13 protein-coding genes, 1 pseudogene and 2 CRISPR repeat arrays are annotated in these 20,180 nt (G+C 67.2%); of the genes and pseudogenes, 4 read left to right on the top strand and 10 right to left on the bottom strand.

Going from position 1 to position 20,180, the window contains the following annotated elements; all coding sequences use genetic code 11:
• Positions 1 to 43: 43 nt before the first annotated feature.
• Complete coding sequence (locus TU34_RS04835; RefSeq protein ID WP_045821708.1) at positions 44 to 1,885, bottom strand: endonuclease/exonuclease/phosphatase family protein; 1,842 nt, start codon at positions 1,883 to 1,885, stop codon at positions 44 to 46.
• Between the two features lie 75 nt (positions 1,886 to 1,960).
• Complete coding sequence (locus tag TU34_RS04830; protein WP_045821823.1) at positions 1,961 to 2,629, bottom strand: DsbA family oxidoreductase; 669 nt, start codon at positions 2,627 to 2,629, stop codon at positions 1,961 to 1,963.
• A gap of 245 nt (positions 2,630 to 2,874) precedes the next feature.
• Between TU34_RS04830 and TU34_RS04825 the strand changes: the two are divergent.
• From TU34_RS04825 to TU34_RS04810, 4 genes and pseudogenes are all read left to right on the top strand, one after another.
• A pseudogene (locus TU34_RS04825) lies at positions 2,875 to 3,724 on the top strand (ABC transporter permease).
• On the top strand, positions 3,721 to 4,440 hold the full coding sequence (locus tag TU34_RS04820; RefSeq protein ID WP_045821707.1) for an ABC transporter ATP-binding protein: 720 nt from the start codon (positions 3,721 to 3,723) through the stop codon (positions 4,438 to 4,440). Before TU34_RS04825 ends, TU34_RS04820 begins: the two are co-directional and overlap by 4 nt.
• Before the next feature lie 28 nt (positions 4,441 to 4,468).
• Positions 4,469 to 5,506 (top strand): ABC transporter substrate-binding protein, encoded by a 1,038-nt coding sequence (locus tag TU34_RS04815; protein WP_045821706.1) that lies wholly within the window; start codon positions 4,469 to 4,471, stop codon positions 5,504 to 5,506.
• Complete coding sequence (locus TU34_RS04810) at positions 5,503 to 6,618, top strand: LLM class flavin-dependent oxidoreductase (RefSeq protein WP_045821705.1); 1,116 nt, start codon at positions 5,503 to 5,505, stop codon at positions 6,616 to 6,618. Before TU34_RS04815 ends, TU34_RS04810 begins: the two co-directional genes overlap by 4 nt.
• 1,694 nt (positions 6,619 to 8,312) lie before the next feature.
• A CRISPR array of direct repeats spans positions 8,313 to 9,074; the repeat unit is 29 nt; unit sequence GGGCTCATCCCCGCGTTCGCGGGGAGCAC.
• Positions 9,075 to 9,165: 91 nt separating this feature from the next.
• Positions 9,166 to 11,332: a CRISPR direct-repeat array (repeat unit 29 nt; unit sequence GGGCTCATCCCCGCGTTCGCGGGGAGCAC).
• A gap of 40 nt (positions 11,333 to 11,372) precedes the next feature.
• On the opposite strand, the gene cas2e is transcribed toward TU34_RS04810, so the two are convergent.
• Genes cas2e through TU34_RS04770 form a run of 8 tightly spaced genes read right to left on the bottom strand, consistent with a single transcriptional unit; the run spans position 11,373 to position 20,166 of the window.
• Positions 11,373 to 11,756 carry a type I-E CRISPR-associated endoribonuclease Cas2e gene (gene cas2e, locus TU34_RS04805; protein WP_045821704.1) on the bottom strand — a complete coding sequence of 128 codons (384 nt, stop codon included), beginning with the start codon at positions 11,754 to 11,756 and terminating at the stop codon, positions 11,373 to 11,375.
• Positions 11,750 to 12,706, bottom strand: a complete 957-nt coding sequence (gene cas1e, locus TU34_RS04800) for a type I-E CRISPR-associated endonuclease Cas1e (protein ID WP_045821703.1) — start codon at positions 12,704 to 12,706, stop codon at positions 11,750 to 11,752. Before cas1e ends, cas2e begins: the two co-directional genes overlap by 7 nt.
• Positions 12,703 to 13,380 (bottom strand): type I-E CRISPR-associated protein Cas6/Cse3/CasE, encoded by a 678-nt coding sequence (gene cas6e / locus TU34_RS04795; protein ID WP_045821702.1) that lies wholly within the window; start codon positions 13,378 to 13,380, stop codon positions 12,703 to 12,705. Before cas6e ends, cas1e begins: the two co-directional genes overlap by 4 nt.
• Before the next feature lies 1 nt (position 13,381).
• Complete coding sequence (gene cas5e / locus TU34_RS04790; protein WP_045821701.1) at positions 13,382 to 14,077, bottom strand: type I-E CRISPR-associated protein Cas5/CasD; 696 nt, start codon at positions 14,075 to 14,077, stop codon at positions 13,382 to 13,384.
• Entirely contained in the window at positions 14,074 to 15,201 is a 1,128-nt protein-coding gene (cas7e, locus tag TU34_RS04785) for a type I-E CRISPR-associated protein Cas7/Cse4/CasC (RefSeq protein WP_052688742.1), read from the bottom strand. Before cas7e ends, cas5e begins: the two co-directional genes overlap by 4 nt.
• A gap of 5 nt (positions 15,202 to 15,206) precedes the next feature.
• The gene (casB, locus tag TU34_RS04780) at positions 15,207 to 15,827 is read right to left on the bottom strand and encodes a type I-E CRISPR-associated protein Cse2/CasB (RefSeq protein WP_045821821.1); all 621 of its coding nucleotides are present in this window, start codon (positions 15,825 to 15,827) and stop codon (positions 15,207 to 15,209) included.
• The gene (casA, locus tag TU34_RS04775; protein WP_045821699.1) at positions 15,817 to 17,430 is read right to left on the bottom strand and encodes a type I-E CRISPR-associated protein Cse1/CasA; all 1,614 of its coding nucleotides are present in this window, start codon (positions 17,428 to 17,430) and stop codon (positions 15,817 to 15,819) included. The genes casB and casA overlap by 11 nt, the downstream gene beginning before the upstream one ends.
• Positions 17,431 to 17,433: 3 nt before the next feature.
• Entirely contained in the window at positions 17,434 to 20,166 is a 2,733-nt protein-coding gene (locus TU34_RS04770; RefSeq protein WP_052688740.1) for a CRISPR-associated helicase/endonuclease Cas3, read from the bottom strand.
• Positions 20,167 to 20,180: the final 14 nt, after the last annotated feature.

Genomic DNA, 20,180 nt, shown 5'->3' with positions numbered 1-20,180 from the left:
CGCACGCTACGGGCGACGGTGTCGCTCTGCCGCCCTCCGCACGCTACGGGCGGACGTGCACCACCTGCGGATCGTGGTCGGAGGTCTGGCCGGCGAACTCCGCGTTGAGGTGGATGACCTCGTACCGCGCCCGGGCGCGCAGGTCGGCGCTGACGATGATGTGGTCGAGCACCTGCGACACCCCGGAGTAGACGTAGGTGTACTGCTGCTCGCGCGGCAGGGTGCCGATCAGGTCGACGAGACCCGTCCCGCCCCCGGTGAGGGTGCGGACGGCGGGACTGAACTGGTAGTCGTTCAGGTCCCCGGCGATCACGATCGAGGCGCGCCGGTCGATCGCCTGGAGGCTCCGGATCCATGCGTTCTCGACGCGCGCCTGGGCGAGTCGCTGGGTCTCGGAACTGCGTGCGGGCGGCTGGAACCGGCCGTCGGCCGACTGGTCACCGCCCTTGGAGGCGAAATGGTTTCCCACCACGAACACCGTGCGACCCCGGAACACGAACTGCCCGACAAGGGGTTTGCGACTGTTCGCCCACGCCGGGTCGGTCGGAGCAATCCGGCCCGGTGACACCGCGAGCTCGGCACCCCCGCTCGCACTACGCTGCGGGGTCGTCGCGGTGGTGGCCGTCGCCGTACCGCGGTCGACGAACGCTACGCGAGACGGGTTGAACAGGAACACCGTTCGGATGTTGCCGCCCGGCTGGCCACCGTCGGCGTCGTTGGTCGGGTCGACGTCGCGGTGGTCGTATCGCGGACCGCCCGCGGCGGCGATCGCGTCCACGAGGGTCGAGATCGTGGTGTTCGCGGCGGTGGTGCCGTCGTCGGTGGCGCCCGAGTTGTCCTGCACCTCTTCGACGGCCACCACGTCGGGGCTCGCGAGATTGGTGACGATGCCGCGGGCGAGCGCGGAGTACTTGCTCTGCGGGTCGCGCGGGGCGAGGTTCTCGACGTTGTAGGTCGCCACCGACAGGTCGGCGGCGTCGGGCTTCGACGCCACCGTCGGGGTCAGTCCGCCGGAGACGACCGCGGGAAGGCTCGGCACGTCGATCACGAAACCGCCGAAGCTCGACCAGTCCACCGGGCCGACGACGGGGCCCGCGAACCGGTCACCCACGTTCATCCGGGGCTTCGCGCCGTCGAGGGCGGTGACCTTGACCCGACCGGTGGGCAGGTCATAGCTCGACAGCAGCGCGCCACCGTGGATCGTCCGGTCCGCGTTCGGCTTCGAGGTGATGTAGACGTCGCCGTAGGTGTTGCTCGGGGCGATGATCCGTGGCGCCGGCACCGACACGCGCTCGCCCTCGTGCGATTCCCAGAACTCCTGGGCCGATCGGGTGGGCACCGCGCGGCGGATCTGCTCGATGTCGCCCGACACCGGGGGCGCGAAGCGCGACGGGACCGCGGTCGGCGAGATGACCACCGGGGCGGGGAGCGCGTTGCCCGATGACACCACCGTCACCGTCGGCGACGTCAGCTCGGTGACGCTGAGGTCGGTGACGTTCGCCGCCGCGCGGTACTCGGTCACGGTCGCCGCGGCGGTGACCGCGTCGCCCGGCCTCACGGTCGGCGCGGCCGACCCGGTGAACACGAAGATGCCGTCGGAGGTCGAGCGGTCACGAGCACGATCATCACGGTCGGGTGTGGCCGACTGCATCCAGAAGCCGCGGGGGGATCCGGTCCGGATCGCCGCCACCACCCCGGGTACCCCGGAGACCTTCTGCCCGACCAGCGGCGAGGTGAACCCCGGTCCCTGGATCGCGCCGATGGTCGTCCCGGTCGAGGTCGGGGCGGGCGAGGGCGGGGAAGGCGAGGCCGCGGCGATCGCGGCGGCGGCGAGGGCGGTCACGAGCGCCAGGACGAGGGGCGGGGTGAGGCGGGTCAGACGCATGGTCGCGAACTTTAGCCTCGCCAACTACATCGAGATGAACACGCGGAGAACGCACCACCTCACCCTCGGACGGGGTCAGGCGCGCGTGGGCTGATCCCGCCGGTCGGCGACGACCTGCTCGAGCGCGGAGGTGAACGCCGGGGCGGGCTGGGCGCCGGAGATGCCGTAGCGGCCGTCGAGGACGAAGAACGGGACACCGGCGATGCCGTGGGCGCGCGCCTGCGCGATGTCGGCGTCGACCTCGTCGACGAAGTCGTCGCCGGCCAGCGCCTCGAGCACCGACGCGCGGTCGAGACCGACCTCCGCGGCGAGATCGGCGAGCTCCTCAGGGCGGCCCAGGTGGCGCCCCTCGGTGAAGTACGCCGCGAACAACCGCTCGGCCAACTCGCGTTGGCGTCCCACGGTCCGTGCGAGATGCAGTGTGCGATGGGCGAGTCGGGTGTTGGTGTGGTGCAGCGCGTCGAAGTCGTACGCCAGTCCCTCGACCGCCGCGAGCTGCGTCATCTCGTCGAGCATCTGCTCGACCTGCGCGGACGACATCCCCTTGTGCCCGACCAGGAAATCGACCTCGGAGCCGTCGAAGTCGGTCGGTGTGTCGGGCGCGAGCTCGTAACTCCGGTAGGTCACCGTCACGTCGTCCCGCCCCTCGAACGCGGCGAGTCCGGCCTCGAACCGGCGTTTGCCGATGTAGCACCACGGGCACGCGATGTCCGACCAGATCTCGACGGCGATGGGGTTGCTCATACCGGTCTCAACCACGACGTGCGAGCCGGGATTCCGCGGTCGTCGGCGCCGTGGGAGCACAGGCGTCGTGATCGGCGCCCATGGGCGCGACGCATTCCCTAGCGACCCGACCCGACGGGTGGCAAGTCTCGGCAGCAGATCGACCCAGGCTGACGGGAACCGTCGCTCGATGTCCGAATGTTTGTGACCGTCGGGTCCACGGCACCGATCGGTGTCGGTCACGACTCCAGCAGAGGACCTCGCCGATGGTCACTTCGTACGCGCGCATCGAGACGCCGGTGGCACCCACCACCGCCGCGCACGTCGCGCCTCCCGAGACGAGCCGGGTGCCGTCATCCCGGTGGCGACGACACCGCTGGACCGTCATCCGTGTGCTGTCGCCGTCTGCTCGTCCTCTGGCAGATCGGCAGCGCGCTGCGGATCATCCCCGAACGGATCCTGCCCGCGCCGTCGCTGATCGCCGACGCCGGAGCCGAACTCGTGCGCAACGGCGAACTGGCCGATGCGCTGGTGGTGTCGGGCACACGGGTGGTCGAGGGTCTCGTGCTGGGCGGCCTGATCGGTGTCGCGCTCGGCGCCGTCGTCGGACTGTCCCGGGTCGCCGAGGCGACCGTCGACCCGCCCCTGCAGATGCTGCGGGCACTGCCCCACCTGGGCCTGATCCCACTGTTCATCATCTGGTTCGGCATCGGCGAGACCCCGAAGATCCTGCTCGTCGCGCTCGGTGTCGCGTTCCCGCTCTACCTCAACACATCGTCTGCGATCCGCCAGATCGACCGCCGCCATCTCGAGACGGCCACGGTGCTCGGATTCTCATGGCGCCAACGCTTCTCGCGGGTCATCCTGCCCAGCATCGCCCCCCAGCTGCTCGTCGGGTTCCGACAGTCGCTGGCCATCGCGTGGCTGACGCTGATCGTCGCCGAACAGGTCAACTCCGACGCAGGGCTCGGTTTCATCATCAATCAGGCCCGTGATTTCCTGCGGATCGACACCATCATCTTCGGACTCGTCGTCTACGCGTTGCTCGGCATCATCACCGACGGCATCGTGCGCATCCTCGAGGCCCGCGCACTGCGTTACCAGGGCGACCGGTGACGGCCACCGACACCGCCGTCGCATCGCTGCGCGGCGTCGACAAGTGGTACGGCGATCATCAGGTCCTGCGCGGGGTGGATCTCACCGTCGCCCGGGGCGAGATCGTTGTGCTCGTGGGGCGTTCGGGATCCGGTAAGTCCACCATCCTGCGTGTCCTCGCCGGCCTGTCCGACGACCACACCGGCGACACCCACGTCGCGGGTCGCCCGGCTGTCGCGTTTCAGGAACCCCGCTTGTTCCCGTGGCGCAGCGTGGTCGACAACGTCTCCTACGGACTCAACCCCTCGCGGGTCACCGGGGCCCCGGCCCTGCGCGCCGCCGAGGCCACGCTCGTCGAGGTCGGCCTCGACGACAAGTTCGACGCCTGGCCCGCCACGCTCTCCGGCGGGCAGGCGCAGCGGGCCGCCCTGGCCCGCGCACTGGTGGGCGAACCCGAACTCCTGCTGCTCGACGAACCTTTCGGCGCCCTCGACGCCCTCACCCGGCTGTCGATGCAGTCGCTGCTCCTCGACCTGTGGCGACGACACGACCTCGGGGTCCTGCTGGTCACGCACGACGTCGACGAGGCGGTGGCACTGGCCGACCGGGTTCTCGTGCTCGACGACGGCGCGATCGCCGATCGCGTCGAGGTCGACCTCCCCCGCCCCCGCGACCGCGGGACCCCCGGCTTCTCGGCGCTGCGGGCGCACCTTCTCGACGCCCTCGGCGTGCACTGATCTGTTCTGTACCACCGGAAAGGCACTCATGCTGTTCGCTTCTCGTCCCCGATCGCGCCGTGTCGCGGCGTCGCTGCTGACCCTCGTCGTCGGCGCCACCGCGCTCGCCGGATGCGTCTCGCGCGAATCCGACACCGTGTCGGCCGCCGCGCCGTCGACCGTCGACGCGAGTCGACTGTCCTCGGTCACCCTGGACGTCGGTGATCAGAAGGGCGGTACCCAGGCCCTGCTGGAGGCGTCAGGGCAGCTGACCGGCACCCCGTACCGGGTGTCGTTCTCCACCTTCACCTCCGGTCCACCGCAGGTGGAGGCGGCGACCGCGGGGCGCATCGATTTCGCCGTCACGGGCAACACCCCGCCCATCTTCGGCGCCGCCGCGAACGCCCGCATCAAGGTCGTGAGCGCGTACACCAACGACGCGAGCGGAGATCAGATCCTGGTGCCGAAGACCTCGACCGCGCGCAGCGTCGCCGATCTGCGCGGCAAGCGGATCGCCTTCGGCAAGGGCAGTTCGGCCCACGGGCACCTGCTGCTCCAGCTGACGAAGGCCGGCTTGACCCCCGCCGACGTCACGCTCGTCCCCCTCCAACCGGCTGACGCGCTGACCGCGTTCACCGCGGGCCAGGTCGATGCGTGGGCCATCTGGGATCCGTTCACCGCCCTCGCGCAGCAGCAGACCGGCGCGCGGACCCTGACCACCGCGCAGGGTGTCGCCAACGGCTACGGCTTCGGCATCGCCTCGCAGCAGGCCCTCGACGACCCGGCGAAGAACACCGCACTGGCCGATCTCGTGTCCCGACTGGCCAAGGCGTCCGCGTGGGCGCAGGCCAACCCCGAGGAGTGGTCGGCGAAGTACTCGGCAGCGGTGAAGATCGACCCCGTCGCCGGCGAGCAGGCGCAACGACGCAGCCTGCGGCCGGCCATCCCCCTCGATCAGACGGTGATCGATTCCGAGCAGAAGCTGTACGACGCCTTCGTCGCGGCGAAGCAGATCCCGGCCGGCAAGCCGTTCTCCGACTTCGTCGACACCCGTTTCGACGCCACCGTGAAGGCGGCCACACGATGAGCGCACGTGTCTTCTGGTTCCTGCCCACCGCCGGCGACGGACGCTCGATCGTCGGTGCGTCGCACGCGTCGTCGCATCGGGTGGAGCCCGCCGGTTTCCGGCCGCCGAGCCTGCGCTACCTCACCGAGGTGGCCCAGGCCGCCGACCGTCTCGACTACGAGGGTGTCCTCACCCCGACCGGAACGTGGTGTGAGGACGCATGGTTGACCACCGCGGCCCTGCTGCAGGCGACCCGTCGGCTCAAGTTCCTCGTCGCGTTCCGGCCCGGGTTGACGCCACCGACGCTCGCCGCCCAGCAGGCGGCGACCCTGCAGCGGATGTCGGAGGGTCGGTTGCTGCTGAACATCGTGACCGGCGGCGACGACGCCGAGCAGCGCCGCTTCGGCGACTGGGTCGATCACGACCGCCGCTACGCACGCACCGACGAGTTCCTCGACCTCGTACACCGCATCTGGACGCAGGAGTCGGTCGATCATTCCGGCGAGTTCTACCGCGTCGCCGACGCGAGGGTGTCGCGGGCACCGGACCCGGTGCCGGAGTTCTGGTTCGGCGGATCGTCGGATCCGGCCCTGGCCGTCGCAGCGCGCCGCGTGCAGACCTACCTCACGTGGGGTGAACCACCGGCGGACGCGAAGGCGAAGATCGACCGCGTGCGTGCCCTGGCCGACGCCGAGGGACGGCGCCTCCGATACGGGATCCGGCTGCACACCATCAGCCGCGACACCTCGGCCGAGGCCTGGGCGGTCGCACAGAAGCTGCTCGACGAGCTCCCGGCCGACCAGATCGCCAATGCCCATCAGCTGCACTCGTCGTCGCAGTCGGAGGGTCAGCGCCGGATGGCCGCACTGCACGGCGGTCGCACCGATTCCCTCGAGATCTACCCGAACCTGTGGGCGGGCGTCGGCCTCGTCCGTGGCGGGGCGGGCACCGCGCTCGTCGGGTCACACGAGGAGGTCGCGAACCTCATCGGCGAGTACCACGACGCCGGGTTCACCGAGTTCATCCTCTCGGGTTATCCGCATCTCGAGGAGGCCTATCACTTCGCCGAGGGCGTCCGCCCGATCCTCGACCGTCGCGGGATCACCGCGCCGGCGGCTGCACGCGCGGCCTGAGACCTCAGGTCTCGTCCCACTGCACCAGCTCCACCTGGACGTCGCCGAGCCGGACGGTGGCGTTGCGGCCCGTGGGCACGCGCGTCGGCGGGCAACGATGACGGTGTCGTCGGAGCTCATCACCTGCAGCCCGCGGTCGGGCAGGGCGAACCTGCGGCCTCCGGTGGACGAGGAACCCAGCGGGGCACGTGCCGCCAAGTAGTCGTCGAGATCAAACGAAGACATACGCAGTGCGCGGCTGACAGCTAAATTCCCGGGACGGTCAGCTGGACAGGCGGATGTCCGTCAGCCCCGGGCTCATGCCCGCGTGCTCGGGGAGGACCCGTTGAGGATCGCAGCAGCGCCGTGACCGGGCGCTTATCCCCGCGTTCGCGGCGAACACGCACCGCCGTTGGTCGCCTGCCCGAAGAACTCGGGCGCATCCCCGCGTTCGCAGGGATCACGCACGACGCACGACGTCGGTCAGCGACTCGCCGGGCTCATCCCCGCGTTCGCGGGGAGCACTCATCTCTCGAGAAGGCCGTGCCGATCAGCGTGGGCTCATCCCCGCGTTCGCGGGGAGCACCACCTTCGATCCGATGGGGTGCTTGAGCTTGAGGGCTCATCCCCGCGTTCGCGGGGAGCACTTGGCCAGCTGGGTGTACCGGCCGCTGACCTCCGGCTCATCCCCGCGTTCGCGGGGAGCACGCAGCATCAAGCGCCTGCACTGTGTAGCTGTAGGGCTCATCCCCGCGTTCGCGGGGAGCACGTCGTCTGATCGCATGAACCGCACCGTAGTCGGGGCTCATCCCCGCGTTCGCGGGGAGCACTCAACCTGGACGACTCAAGCGTGTGGTCGATGGGGCTCATCCCCCGCGTTCGCGGGGAGCACTCGGTTGGAAACTCCTTCCCCACCGTCGTCGAGGGCTCATCCCCGCGTTCGCGGGGATCACCATTGCGCGGCCTCGGCGTTGTCGAAGGTCGCGGGCTCATCCCCGCGTTCGCGGGGAGCACGCCCATAGGTCCTGGCGGTAGGCGGCCTGGGTGGGCTCATCCCCGTGTTCGCGGGGAGCACGTCACCTACGGGTCGTTCGGGATCGGCGCCCTGGGCCTATTCCCGCGTTCGCGGGGAGCACGCGCCGTGCACGTAGAACCCGTGCTGCGAGCCGGGCTCACCCCCGCGATCGCGGGGAGCACGCGGTCGGACGACCAGCCCCAGTCGTCGGTCGGGGGTCATCCCCGCGTTCGCTGGGAGCACATCGTCAACTGCGCCGTCGCCATGCTCGACTTGGGCTCATCCCCGCGTTCGCGGGGAGCACTCTGACCCCGCCGCTACCCTCAACCGGGCCTAGGGCTTATCCCCGCGTTCGCGGGGAGCACTCGGCGTGCGTGCCCAACTCGAGGTGTGCCGGGGGCTCATCCCCGCGTTCGCGGGGAGCACCGCATCGCAGGTCGGGCCTACAGGGACAGCCGGGGCTCATCCCCGCGTTCGCGGGGAGCACATCGCAGCATTCACCAGCATTCACCTCTCCGTGGGCTCATCCCCGCGTTCGCGGGGAGCCCTTGATAAACAACCTCACCGAGCCCGCGGCGTGGGGCTCATCCCCGCGTTCGCGGGGAGCACTTGAGGCTGTACCCGCCGCCCACGCCGAGTGGGGGCTCATCCCGCGTTCGCGGGGAGCACACGGACCGTTGCTGTATTCCTACTTCGCGCCGGGGCTCATCCCCGCGTTCGCGGGGAGCACATGATCGTCTCGAGGATCAGGTCGATCCCCTTGGGCTCATCCCCGCGTTCGCGGGGAGCACGCGGCCCGATCGCCATGAAGTGCAAGCGGACCGGGCTCATCCCCGCGTTCGCGGGGACCACCGCGCGCCCTCTCCACCCCGGAGCAGACCTATGGGCTCATCCCCGCGTTCGCGGGGAGCACCCGTACTGAGACAGACGCGTCGCTTCGGTCCGGGGCTCATCCCCGCGTTCGCGGGGAGCACTTACCTTGCTCATGCGGTCACTCCTCCGATTCGGGCTCATCCCCGCGTTCGCGGGGAGCACTTCGTGCTCGGCGACAACGGCCCGCACCAGCGGGGCTCATCCCCGCGTTCGCGGGGAGCACCACGAATCACCGTTGCAGGCCAACAGGAATTGGGGCTCATCCCCGCGTTCGCGGGGAGCACGCCGCACGGCGCCGGGGTTGTCCCGCTGGTCCGGGCTCATCCCCGCGTTCGCGGGGAGCACCTTACGGATGCGCGAGTAATCGGTGGTATTTCGGGCTCATCCCCGCGTTCGCGGGGAGCACATGCGCTTGATGCTGCAAAGCATCAACCCGCAGGGCTCATCCCCGCGTTCGAGGGGAGCACTCCTGCGTGGCGACAGCACGTGGGCCGTGCCGGGGCTCATCCCCGCGTTCGCGGGGAGCACGCACTCAGCATCTGAGCGGCAATCTTCGTATGGGGCTCATCCCCGCGTTCGCGGGGAGCACCCACGTCAGCGGGCATAACGGACCTCCTAGCGGGGCTCATCCCCGCGTTCGCGGGAGCACGAAATGCTCCTCGACGACGACCCGGAGTCCGCGGGCTCATCCCCGCGTTCGCGGGGAGCACACTTCTTGGCGTCCTCCGCCTCCTGATACTTGGGGCTCATCCCCGCGTTCGCGGGGAGCACCCAGGCACCGGGAAGGTGGAGGGCCAGGTCGAGGGCTCATCCCCGCGTTCGCGGGGAGCACGGTAGGGCACTGATGTACACGATGATCAGCCTGGGCTCATCCCCGCGTTCGCGGGGAGCACCAGTACTCCACTCCACCGTCGTAGGGGGCCGTGGGCTCATCCCCGCGTTCGCGGGGAGCACACGAGCTCAAGGACGCCACCGAGATGCTGGGAGGGCTCATCCCCGCGTTCGCGGGGAGCACCGCCTGGAGGAGTGCAGCCCTCCAGGCGGCGGGGGCTCATCCCCGCGTTCGCGGGGAGCACCCGGCGGGCATCTGTCCGTCCTTGCGTGATGAGGGCTCATCCCCGCGTTCGCGGGGAGCACTTCGGCTTCCCGATGTGGTTGAACACCGCGGCGGGCTCATCCCCGCGTTCGCGGGGAGCACACGGCACCCAATGTGGTGTCCGCGTGGGGGCTGGGCTCATCCCCGCGTTCGCGGGGAGCACCGTTCCGGGAAGTCGGGCGCGTCCCCTCCCCGGGCTCATCCCCGCGTTCGCGGGGAGCACACGATCAGCGAGTCCGGCGTCGACGTCGAGTTGGGCTCATCCCCGCGTTCGCGGGGAGCACTCGCTGTTGTCCGCCAGACGCACGGTGTAGACGGGCTCATCCCCGCGTTCGCGGGGAGCACGATCTCGGTGAGGCGCTTCTTCGCGAACGGCCAGTGGCTCATCCCCGCGTTCGCGGGGAGCACTGCCGCACGGGCGCCAACTTTTCGGGATGTTTGGGCTCATCCCCGCGTTCGCGGGGAGCACGCGGCCCGGAGCGGTTGCGAGCGCCACCGTGTGGGCTCATCCCCGCGTTCGCGGGGAGCACGTCTGTCCCATGGATCAGTCTCCTGTCGAGTCGGGCTCATCCCCGCGTTCGCGGGGAGCACGTACCGCGCCACCTACATCGACGCCTCGCGTCTGGGCTCATCCCCGCGTTCGCGGGGAGCACACTGACTCGAAGCTCGACGCGGTGTTGGTGTCGGGCTCATCCCCGCGTTCGCGGGGAGCACCCGACAGGGTCGAACTTGCGTCCCCACTGGCCGGGCTCATCCCCGCGTTCGCGGGGAGCACCCAGCGACGCGAGGGCCGATTTGGATGTTTCGGGGCTCATCCCCGCGTTCGCGGGGAGCACATGCCGTTCCTTCAGGGAACGATCCTGGCGTGGGGCTCATCCCCGCGTTCGCGGGGAGCACGTGTCGTCCTGGGCAGTCGTCGTTGACGAACGGGGCTCATCCCCGCGTTCGCGGGGAGCACTTATTCACGCCCATAGCGGATACCTGTTCACCGGGCTCATCCCCGCGTTCGCGGGGAGCACGTCTCGTGCGAAGCCGGCGTACGACTGGATGCGGGCTCATCCCCGCGTTCGCGGGGAGCACGGATCACCGTTGAAACCAGGATCGAGAACCCAGGGCTCATCCCCGCGTTCGCGGGGAGCACTGACGACGACAGCAGCGGTTGACCTCACGCCCGGGCTCATCCCCGCGTTCGCGGGGAGCACAAGATTCAGGACGGATCGCTTACGGGCGTCAAGGGCTCATCCCCGCGTTCGCGGGGAGCACGCGGATGTGCGGGAGGTCTGATGCCGGAATCCGGGCTCATCCCCGCGTTCGCGGGGAGCACTTCAGCGCCTGAACCCATCGCGCGTAGTAGGGGGGCTCATCCCCGCGTTCGCGGGGAGCACATTGCCCGCTTGTCGGGTGCTCCGGCCGCGACGGGCTCATCCCCGCGTTCGCGGGGAGCACGTACCGTGCAGCGCACCCCGTTGCCGGATCGTGGGCTCATCCCCGCGTTCGCGGGGAGCACGTCAGGTCCGTCACGCCATGCGTGTGCGAGCTGGGCTCATCCCCGCGTTCGCGGGGAGCACCGCGGAATAGCTGCGGACTCAATTGCCGGCTCGGGCTCATCCCCGCGTTCGCGGGGAGCACGATCAAAAACCATGCGCCGACGCGGTGTGTCAAGGCTCATCCCCGCGTTCGCGGGGAGCACGATCCTGATCAACCTCATGCGAGTTCAGGGTAGGGCTCATCCCCGCGTTCGCGGGGAGCACACTTGTTGAGCTGGCCCTTCGCTGCTCATCATCTCCGAAATCAATCGGACTCTCTCGAATTCTCACCTCGCCGGGTACGACGCGCCGCGCGGTACCGGCTCGCCTTACTTCGGCCGGCACGGGGCTTTGCAGCCGAAGCAAGAGCCTCGCCTGTGTGAGGCCGCCGTACAACCCGAACTCCGTCGACATCCACGGGCTCCCAGTCGTATCGATGTACTCGAAAATCCAATCGCTGCTCATTGCGCGCGCTCGACACCATGATCGCGCGGCCGTCTTTGACGAGCTCTTCCACCCGCTCCCACAGCAGATCGCGGACGCGCCTGGACAACACCCCGACAAAGACGCCGGGACTGATCTCGAGCAGCCACCGGGTCAGGTGGCCACGCAGGCCAGCTGGGCACGCGGTGACGATGAGAACTACCATGGCACCTCGAAATCCTCTTGGGTGGAATGGCTTTGACCGCTCGCAATTGCAGGACCGCGGTCGTCCCAGAGATACACGACGTCGGCTTCGTAAGTGTCGAGGTCGTCCGACCCTGGTAAGAGCAGCGCTTTGATGTCTTCAGCGCACCGCGGCAACAGCTTGGACTGATAGATGACGTCCCTCACTCGGCGGCGGACAACCGCGGGAATGTCCTCGACTTCCTCGGACGCCACGTCGAAGGCAACGGGGATCGCGATCTCGGCCTTGTACAAGTCGGCGATGTCGTAGACGAAGGAGCGGTCGTGCCCTGTGTGGACGAAACCGAGCCCAGGCGAACAGCCCAGAGCGACGATCATCGCGTGTGCGGCTCCGTAGAGGCATGTCGTCGCCGCGGACAGAGCACGGTTCACGTCGTCACCCGCAGCGAAATCGTTCGGGTCGTAGTCGCGTCGAGTCCACTCGACTCCTGTGCGCTGCGCATGCTCACGGTAGATCTTCCGCACGCGGGCACCTTCCTTCCCGCGTAACTGCTGCATCGTGAATCCGCTGGTGTCCTCATCAGGGAAGCGCATCGAATACATCGCGCGCGCAACGCCGATCCTGAGATCGCGATTGGACACTGCTCGTGCTTGCGCGTCGAGAAGGCGACTGGTCCGCCCCAGAGGTCGGCCGTGCGCGTAGTAGCGCACGCCTTGTTCGCCCACCCACACTGTCGACGATCCCGACTCCGCCATGAGGACCATCGCCTGATGAGTCACTCGCGTGCCGGGACCAAGGAGCAACGCACCGATCGTCGCCGTGGGAATGTGAACTACCCCGTGCTCGTCTGTCGCCGTCAATGCGTTGCCATCCCGATGCACCGTGCATCTCTCCAAGTAGATGAACGACACTCTCTCTGACGCACGGACCAGCTCGGTCGGCCGGACAGGTGGCGGGCCTGGCACATTCATGACCGCGGAGTTACCAACGGAGCGAGGGTCAGGAGGCCGCAGCCGTAGGCCTTGGCTCGCCCGATTCCCGCAACGAGGCTGTGCCGCAGCGAGTCCGGATCCACCACCTCCAGCACGCCCTCGAAGGTGGCGTGACCGATGGTGACAGCGCCGCCCCGCTTGCCAAAACGCATGACTCCCCGGTCGACGACGCGAAGAAGCGCATCGTCACGACTCCCGTCCGGGATGCGAAACCCGCCTCCATGTGCCCGTGACTCAAGCCATGATTCCTGGTGTTTGACCGAGCGATGCGCACGCAAGGATGTCTGCTCGTCCGGCGACGATCGTCCGCTGTACACCGGATTCGCTCGGAGCCTGAATCGGTACCGTTGCCCGGCCTGGATGGCGTCGAGTACAGGCGCGTAGTCACGCGTCTGCCACATCTCACCCGTCTGCCACCCGGCCTGTTCGACGACGTGACTGAGGTCGGGTTCCATGGGGCTGACCACGTACAGGTGATGCGTGTCGGCGGACGGGCTGTCGACCCGCCACAACAAGCGCTCGGACCCAGCTGCTGTAGGTGCGTCGGGTGGGAACGCGGCGGCCACCGCGGCGTGCATGGCTTGCGGTGAGGCAAGCAGTTTAGCTCCGCCGCGGCGACGGCGGTTGATCGGCATTCGCGTGAGGTGGGGCATGTCAAGCACCTCCGAGCAGCGACATCGGATCATGAGAAATACTGTTGCCATGGCCATCTGGGTTTGGCATCGTCACGAACGATTCCTCGGTTGTCCGCCAGCCGTACTCGCGCCGACGCGGATCGAAACTGATTGGTACGTCGCGAACGGTGGGGCCGACCCCTGGGACCCCGTCGACAATTGTCCGCAGGCGGACTTCGCGCGCTTGCCGGCGCCTGTAGGTCGGCGGCGCTTGCCACGGGGTCGAGGCAAGCACTGCATCAAGGCCGTCATCGGCCACAGCCATCAGCAGCGGCCGGCTCGGCGGACACGATCGCCGCCCGAGAAAGAGCGGGAATACCGGCCGCCGAAGGGCATCGGCCAGGGTATCGATCAGCTCGGAAGGCCCCTCGACACCCGCGACGAAGATGGCGTCGGCAAGGTAATACCTGATCGACAAGGGCATCGTCTTCTTCTCGTCAAGCGAGCGAGCAGTCTGAAAATCCCGCATCAAAACCCCGTCCCGGTCGACGCGAACACCGAATCGCAGACCGAGGAGGTGCTCAATGGAGTCGGTTCGCCTGACCCCCTGAGCTGCCGCCAGCAGCCCGATGACGCCGCTCTTCGTCGGTTCGCGCCGCGTGTCCCTCTTCGTGAAACGCGACGATGCCCCCCACGCCTGCATCGGTCCGGCGAGACAGACCACCAGGGTGCTCATCCGGCCGGATCCCAGGCGGAAACAGTGTTGCTCACCTGCTGAACCAGATTCGAGAAAGCGATTGCCTCACCCCGGCCGGCCAACGTCTCAGCGGAGACACCCGCGCTCGTGAAGAAACACGCACTCGCCGAACCATACGCTTCGGCGATCTCCGCATCGTGGCGTGCCAGCTTGGCTGCTGCGCGCGACGGGATACCGCCGTGCTCTGCACCTGTCGCAATCGAATCCTCGAATGCACCAACCAGACTGACCGGTTGATCCTCGCGGATATTGATCATGACGACCTCGGGGAGGGTGAAGTTCGCGAACGTGTTGGCCTTGCCCGACGGCATCGATCGAACGAAGAAGTCGACGAACGCAGCGGCGGCTCGCGCAGTCGCGGCTCGGTCACCGAGATTCTTCTCGAGGCCCGCGACATTGATGGTCGCGAAGCGATAGAGAGTCGACGACGAGAACTCGATGGTCCCGATCATCCCGGCGCCCGGCTCCTGGTTAGCCTCGCCGAAATCGTCGACGGCGGTGAAGTAGTCGAACTCCTGCTCCACGGCGTGGACACTGATGGCGTGGGCGACCTGGACGCTCGCGTCGACGTTGAGTTCGGCGTCATCAGCGATCATCCGACCGAATAGTGCGACGTCGATGCTGTTGTCCGCGGTGAAGACCTCTTTCACGCGCTTCTTGTCGAGTTCCGCACCCTCGCGGTGTGCTGCAGCGGCCAGGTCCGCCAAGGACTCCAGCTGCGCTGCACTGAGAAAGACGAGGTACTTCGACTCGTCCGGTTTCGCAGGGGCCTTCTTGTCCACTTTGGGTGGTTCCATCTTGATGCCCTTACCGGCCGCCTTGAACACCGACGATGCAAGCGCGTATGCGGATTCGGGCTCGAGACCCTCGACACGCTCGCGGATGCGCTCACCCAGCAGCTCGGACAGACGCTTGGTCCGAAAGCCGATCTCGGACTTGTCGAGCGTGTCGTTGAAACGCTTGCGAGTCGCACGCTTCCATGACTGGCTCGAAACACGCGCGCGGCGTACGCCTCCGTAGATCGCTGTCTTCGGGCTCCCGGTGTCATCACGATTGATGTTGCTGGGCGGTACCGATTGCAGGATGTGGATATCGATGAACATTGGGCTCACTCCTTGGTGTCGAGATCGGTTACGACAGGTGTCTGGTCGATGCGGCGGAAGTCACGCCCCCACCGAAGGCGAACACGGTCTCCTCGACCCGAGAACATGTCGACGAGATCGTCAGCGAGGCGCCCGTAGTCGAGCGGAACGCCCTTTGCGCGCAGGAGTCCGATCAGCGCACGCAGATGGTGGACGACGCCCTGCCGAGTCTCGGCCAGCGCCACCGCTTGAAAGCGTCGGCGGATCGACTCCTCGAGATCCGGTCCGGTCACCAGACGTCGGGCAGCCGATCCCAGAGTTCCGCCGGGCCGCGTCATCCCGTCGACCCGACCCTGCTGGTGTAGCGCGAAGAATGTCATCGCGATGTGCGCTGCCCACTCATGCGCGGAGGGTTCGTCAGATCGGCCCTGAAGATGTTTCGGGACGACGCCGATCGTGTACTCCCACACGTCCGGCGCGGATCCTGGGGGTCGGCTCGTCGCCTGTCGCAGACGAGCCAATGCGGCGGTAGCCCACGGTTCCTTGGCGTCGGAAAGGTATCCACGCTGGAGACTTGCAACGGCTGCACGCACTGCATCCCCGAGCTCTGAGTATCTACGCGCGCGTGGCGCCGCTTCAGCCGACATCTGCACTCTCTTTCTCGTGATTGAACGCGCCAGGCGCCTCGCGGTTGAGGGCGGCACGAAAGAACTGCTCACAGCGGGGGGCATCGAGCCAAAGGGGCTTGCGGTCTCGACCGACGACTGTTCGTCCGACGAATGCGGGCCGCCCTGCGCTCTCGATGAGAGTGGTACCGCTGGTGACGGCCGCTCGATGAACGAGCCTGTGCCACAGGATCAGGTGCTCCTCGATGTCGCCGATACCGAGCTCGAGGAGCCACGAGCGAAAGGGAACATCGAGACGTGACAGGAACTCCGTTCGAGCAGACGCTGAATCGGAATCGCCCTCGCCACCGGCCGCCCGAGTGAGGTCGCGGGACAGCGTTCCGATCACGCCAGCGACTCGTACCGCGACCCTTGCAGCCTCCACGGCGACGCGCCGACACCCATCACGCCCGAAGTTGGCCACACGCAGTGCGATTCGATCGTCGATCGATGCCCCGATGACACTCGATTGCGTGTCGTAGCGCATTCCGAAAACGTGCGGGATCACGACAAGCGACGTGTCGATGATCTCCTGATCGACGAGGAGGTCAAGCCACTCGAAGACAGTGGCAGTACGGCCTCGAATGCCATCCCCGTTCGCATCCAGCAAAAGGTTCTCGAACCCTTCCCACACCGACCTGTCAGCGTCGAAAGTGCGCGGGTAGAACGTTTCGCCGCCACGCTTCTTGGATTGCTGCTCGCTGAACCGCCATCCCGTGAGGTGTTCGGCGCGTAGCTGGGCGAACGGTTCCAGTGGATCGCCGTTGCCGACAAGCACACCGGTGGCGCGGTCGCCGTCGAACGCAACCTTGATGCGGCGGCTCTGCCAGGTGAGCAAGTCGATCGGACCTGAAGGGGCTGCCTCTTCACGAGCACATACTCCGAGATGTTCACGCTCCCAACAGGGAAGATCACCGTCAACGACCAAAGAAGTGGTCGATGTCCGAAGCGGCATATTCAGGAGCAACGTCCGGGCCAGATTTTTTGACTCGGCCAGGATCCCGCCCAGCTGTCCACACCAAGCGATACCGATCGGATAGCCCTTACCGCCTTTCGAGCGCGGATCACGGGGATCACCGGTCTTGATTCCCGACGTGTCATAGGCCTGGGTGTGAACGACCCACCGCGCAGTCTCCGCCAGCGCCAGGTGGGTCGCACCCGACCCGGCACGCGTGGTGAAGTAGGAATGGCCCGCCGGCACGTCACTGATCATGAGCGTCACCGGCTTCATTTCCCCTTTCGCGTTCTGAAAGTCCGGGACCTGATAGAAGGGTCGCTCGGGATCACACAAGTCGAAGCGGTCTCGCACGCTGTCGAGGTAGGCAATGATCTCGTTGCGCGGCAACACGCCTGCGGACCAGAGTTCCGACCATCTCTGCAACGGATCCGCGGTCCAGTCGACGGCGCGGCGGACGATGGCCAGTAGTAGTCGGGTGACCGCGAACTGTTGCGTGGGGATGTCACCCCCGACGGACGCCACATCATCGGCGCCGATCAGAACATCGCGAATGGAGCGCTCGGCGATGCTGCCGTCGCGCGCGAACACGATGATCCATGGTTCGTCGACAAGATTGAACGTCGTCATCTTCTACCCCCTTTTCGTCACGACGACACCTTCGAGGTCGTCGTACCTCAGGTCGAAATCACCAACAGTCGTTCGATTGTTCTCGTCCAGTTCGACGACGAGTTCGCCTGCCAGCCAGCTGGATCCCTCCCACCCGGGATACATCCGCTGCTCCAATTCTTCGATCGTCCTGTCGATGACGGCGCGCTCACCAGCTCGGCCCGGGCTGCACATCTGCCGCGGTAGAGGGACGGACGAGTTAAGGATCCGACGGGCTTGGGCTGCGGTCGGCTCGGTGAACACCTCGATGCGTTCACCGCCGCACTGCGGCAGGAGGAAGACCTCATCATCGACGCGACGAGTGATGAGCACCTCGATTCCCTCATCGGAATCGCGCACCCGCGCGTACCCGCGTGGGGTGTCGGCGTCGGCCACGTTGGCCTCGAGCCAGTCGATCAGGACGGGTTCGAAAGACGGTCTCGTCAGCGTCCACGTTCTCGCTCGTTCTCGCTGCTTGTTGACCTGGAGTCCGTGGGCGGAATCTGCCAACGCAACCTCCGCCTCCCACCTCTGCGGAACAGCGCATTTCGGCGCGTAGGCCGCCTGGACGAGCACGGGAATATCAGTCGGGATCGTCAGGGTGGCGCGCCCTTCTAGGACTGCCGCTGCACGCAGCAGCAGCGATGTGCCGTAGATGTTGGCGTGACCGGCCCCGATGTCGGGGGGCGCTGCAGCCCAGTCGAGAACTCCGGTGAGAACCACGCGTGGTTCACGCAAAGCAGGCGGGCGCTCACGCTCGTGTCGATGCAGGCGGCCCATGCGCTGGAACACCAGGTCGACGGGCGCGAGGTCGGTGACGAAAAGGTCGAAGTCAACGTCGAGGGACTGTTCGATCACCTGCGTCGCCACCACGATGAGGCATTCGGGGCGATCGCCACCGCGGCCGAGGCGGTCAACGAGGTGTCGCTCCAGCGCGGCTCGATGCTGCGCCACGAATCTCGAGTGCACGAGCATGACGTCAGTCCCGAAACGCTCACGCAGAACACGCGCACACTCCTGTGCTCGGCCAACAGTGTTGCGGACGATGGCCACGCACCCGCCGGCACTTAATGCCTCCTCGAGCAGGCCGATGAGTTCGCCGTACTCGTCACCGATACGTTCGACCGCAACAGACGAGGCGCGCTCGGTGGGGACAGGAGTCACCGTGCGGTGCGTCGCCGCGGTCGTCACGACGGGATATCCGATGTTGCCGCTGATCTCGACTTCATCCGACGATCTGACGCCGCGGCCGCGTTCGTACGCCTCGACGAGTTGAGAGCGCTGGTCACCAGGGAGGGTGGCGGACAGCATGATGACGGGAACGCGGTAGGCGCCGAGCCATTCGAGAACCTGGAGGAGGTAGGTCCGCATGTAATCGTCTGCGGCGTGGACCTCGTCGATGATCACGACCTTGTTCACCAGCGCGAGGTGGCGCAGGACGACGTGCTTCGCCTTGAGACCGGCGAACAAGAGCTGGTCGATGGTACCGACAACGAAGCCGGCCAGCATCGACCGTTTGCGACCCCGAAACCATTGGTGTGCAATCACTTCTGCATGGCAGTCACCTCTAGCCGGCGCGGGACCGTCGATGTCGACGTGCGCCACACGGCTCCGTGACGAGAGGGCCTGGAACTCCTCGTTCAGGTGAGCTTTTCCATGGGCGAGTTTGACGGCGAGCGTCGAGTCCGGGGCCTGATTCGTCAACCACGTGCGTACTCGCGCGAACATCGCGTTCGACGTGGCCATGGTGGGCAAGGCGATCATCACGCCGCCGAGGCCGAACTTCGCGGCCAAGTGCTCCGCGGCGCCGAGGGCGGCTTCGGTCTTGCCTGAGCCCATCGTCGCCTCCACCACGATGAGGCCGGGTTCGGTCATGTCATGAGCGGCCTGGACGACCGCCGACTGCATGGCGTTCGGAACGGCGTCGGCAGGGAGAGCGAATCGCTGTCGGAGGAGGTCGGCAAGATCCGCAAGTGGACTGGCCTGCCACGGAGCAGGCAGGTCGAGCGCTTCCCACCCGGTGTGACCGCGTCCCTGCGCACTCCCCTCACCGGACAGCGGGAAGAGCTCGGTGTTGCTCGCGATCCAGTCGGCCATGATGACGAACCCGGTCCACAGGATTTGCTGCTCAACGGTCAACGGGGTGCGCGACCAGACTGTGGCGAGAGCGTCACGCGCTTCGATCCGATCGAGAACGTGATCGATCAGTTCCGCCCGCGCTCGCCCCCATTCGCCGGTGCCGTGATGACAGCGGTACTCGTCAACAGCAGATCTGCCCACTGTCGCAAGGGTGGGCGCGACTCCGTGGTGGCCACCAACCACGCAGGCATAGGACCGTGCAATCGCGCGGTTGGCGCCGGCTTCCCTCAGGAACGATTCCAGTGCGAGATGACTGACAGCTGCGTGCGGAACCACTCCGGGCCGAACAGACATCGCCGGAAAATCGACAAGACCGGCGTCTCGCATCGGTCCGCACAGGCTGGTGACCTGCATAGCGAACGCCGGGCTGAGTTTGCCGACGTCGTGAACACCGGCCAGGAACTGCGCCAGTGTCCGTCCTTGCTCGTAAGACATGGAGCCGGACAGTGTCCGCTGCGTTGCTGGCGGAAGCCAGTCATCCCAGAGGAAGCCGGCGACCTCCACAGCATCCTCAGAATGCCGGACCAACGACAGCCAGTCATCGGAGTCGCGATCGGACTTCGCCCACGCTGACAACACTTGTCGACTCAGCA

Origin of the sequence: Williamsia herbipolensis, assembly GCF_000964005.1 — a bacterium.
Taxonomy (GTDB): domain Bacteria; phylum Actinomycetota; class Actinomycetes; order Mycobacteriales; family Mycobacteriaceae; genus Williamsia_A; species Williamsia_A herbipolensis.
The sequence above is the reverse complement of the archived record's forward strand: the minus strand, read 5'-3'. Positions and strand labels throughout refer to the sequence as shown.

Coding starts and splice junctions, on each gene's coding strand:
- cas1e (WP_045821703.1), bottom strand. CDS start 12,706: ATGAATGTGCCAGGCCCGCCACCTGTCCGGCCGACCGAGCTGGTCCGT.
- cas6e (WP_045821702.1), bottom strand. CDS start 13,380: ATGCCCCACCTCACGCGAATGCCGATCAACCGCCGTCGCCGCGGCGGA.
- casA (WP_045821699.1), bottom strand. CDS start 17,430: ATGACGACGTTCAATCTTGTCGACGAACCATGGATCATCGTGTTCGCG.
- TU34_RS04810 (WP_045821705.1), top strand. CDS start 5,503: ATGAGCGCACGTGTCTTCTGGTTCCTGCCCACCGCCGGCGACGGACGC.
- cas5e (WP_045821701.1), bottom strand. CDS start 14,077: ATGAGCACCCTGGTGGTCTGTCTCGCCGGACCGATGCAGGCGTGGGGG.
- TU34_RS04815 (WP_045821706.1), top strand. CDS start 4,469: ATGCTGTTCGCTTCTCGTCCCCGATCGCGCCGTGTCGCGGCGTCGCTG.
- TU34_RS04830 (WP_045821823.1), bottom strand. CDS start 2,629: ATGAGCAACCCCATCGCCGTCGAGATCTGGTCGGACATCGCGTGCCCG.
- casB (WP_045821821.1), bottom strand. CDS start 15,827: ATGTCGGCTGAAGCGGCGCCACGCGCGCGTAGATACTCAGAGCTCGGG.
- cas7e (WP_052688742.1), bottom strand. CDS start 15,201: ATGTTCATCGATATCCACATCCTGCAATCGGTACCGCCCAGCAACATC.
- cas2e (WP_045821704.1), bottom strand. CDS start 11,756: ATGGTAGTTCTCATCGTCACCGCGTGCCCAGCTGGCCTGCGTGGCCAC.
- TU34_RS04835 (WP_045821708.1), bottom strand. CDS start 1,885: ATGCGTCTGACCCGCCTCACCCCGCCCCTCGTCCTGGCGCTCGTGACC.